Below are 1,473 nucleotides of genomic sequence, written 5' to 3'. Positions count from 1 at the left end.
CACGCATCAGTCTGTCTGCGGATACAAAATCACTGTCCATACTGTCGGTCTTCCATTTTATGAACCTCCCGGTCCAGCCCGGTCATCAACAGCATCCTGAAATCCCTGACGCCCACATTCTCTGCCAGCCGGGCATAATGCCAGTACAGCCCCCGTTCACTCTGTTTCAGATTCAGGGGACGGTCTCTTCCTCTCTCAGAAAGACGCTTCAGTGCCTGTCGTTGTCCGGACGTCAGGCGGAATTTACCGGTACGGGCTGTCTTTCTGTTCAGTGCCATGCGGACAGTTCTTTCCAGGCACGACAGCGGCATGCATCCGCTGTACACCGGACAGATATTTCGCAACACCTTCAGCATTTCCAGCCTTTCCGGTACCAGAACCAGCATTTCACCGGGCATTTCTGCCCTCAGTTCACGTATCCAGGACAGATGACGCCCCCAGCCCGTAACAGGCTCTGCACTCAGCGCCACAATAATCAGGTCCCAGCCATGCCGGGCACAGGGATACCCCGGAGGTACACGGTAAACGTTGTGGCCCTGTGCGGACAACAGGTGCCACAGCCCTGTCAGCTCATACCAGCAGGTTCCGGTCAGAAGGATTTTTTGCCTCACACTTACGACCTTCACCACATCAGTACCGCACAGAACATCACCAGTGTCAGTACCAGACATGCCATACAGGTTGCTGCCACACAGACACCAACCACCCACCACATCGGTATTAACACTTTTCGTTGCCGGGCCATCAGAAATACACCACCACCGGCGTCAGATTACCCTGCCAGCGTTTTACCGGCTCCTCAGCACCGGGGAAATTCACCCGCACATCACTCAGGGATGTCACCCAGGCACCGGCAATATGCTGGCTGCCATTCTCCTGTGACAACAGCGACTCAGCGCCCGAAATAAACGCATCAGGACGCGCGGTTAACCCGGCATAGTCCGGAGTCCATTCATAGCCGTTCACCTGCCATAACTGGCGTTTCACCTGTTTTTCAGCCTCCGGCGTCACCTCTCCGCTGACCACGCTCCAGCCCTGACCGGCAGTGATATTGTCCTGCCATGCCAGAAGATGGCGCATCGTGAACGTGATTTCCCCGTAACGCACCTGTCCCCGGGCAAGTTCTCCCCGGGCCGCAATACGGGGAGATGATGGCGCCACCTGAAGTAATGTCACTGACGGCTGCAGCCCCGGACGGGCAGTTGTCAGTGATGTGGTATGTCCGCCAAGAATATAAAAATCCTGCCCTCTCCGGCTTTCACTGACCATCCCACTTTTACCCGTTGTCAGACCGGCCTGCACGGCGTCTGGTGTCCCCATCCGCACAGAACGGGGCTGCCACTGCCAGGACACATCGCGAACATACAGCGTGCCGCTGAACTCCGTCACGCCCACAGCCATTCCCTCCTGCCAGTGGCCCGGCGGAATAATCAGGGGTTGTGCCAGCACACTGGCTGAAGTCAGAAAAAACAG

At 56.9% G+C, this 1,473-nt stretch carries 3 protein-coding genes; all 3 read right to left on the bottom strand.

The window, feature by feature from the left end; translation table 11 throughout:
• Window positions 1–29: 29 nt before the first annotated feature.
• A complete protein-coding gene (locus BEA93_RS24290; RefSeq protein ID WP_105225237.1) occupies window positions 30–671 on the bottom strand; it encodes a hypothetical protein in 642 nt (213 codons plus the stop codon).
• Window positions 623–745: a hypothetical protein gene (locus BEA93_RS26175; RefSeq protein ID WP_256112207.1), complete on the bottom strand. Its 123-nt coding sequence runs from the start codon at window positions 743–745 to the stop codon at window positions 623–625. Before BEA93_RS26175 ends, BEA93_RS24290 begins: the two co-directional genes overlap by 49 nt.
• Window positions 745–1,473, bottom strand: a 729-nt coding sequence (gene faeJ, locus BEA93_RS24285) for a F4 (K88) fimbria accessory protein FaeJ (protein WP_236942908.1), incomplete at its 5' end; no start/stop codon positions are given. The genes BEA93_RS26175 and faeJ, both read right to left, overlap by 1 nt.

Origin of the sequence: Escherichia sp. MOD1-EC5950 (assembly GCF_002965345.1) — a bacterium.
Taxonomy (GTDB): Bacteria; Pseudomonadota; Gammaproteobacteria; order Enterobacterales; family Enterobacteriaceae; genus Escherichia; species Escherichia marmotae.
Note: the sequence above shows the minus strand (reverse complement) of the source record. Positions and strands in the feature narration are given on the sequence as shown.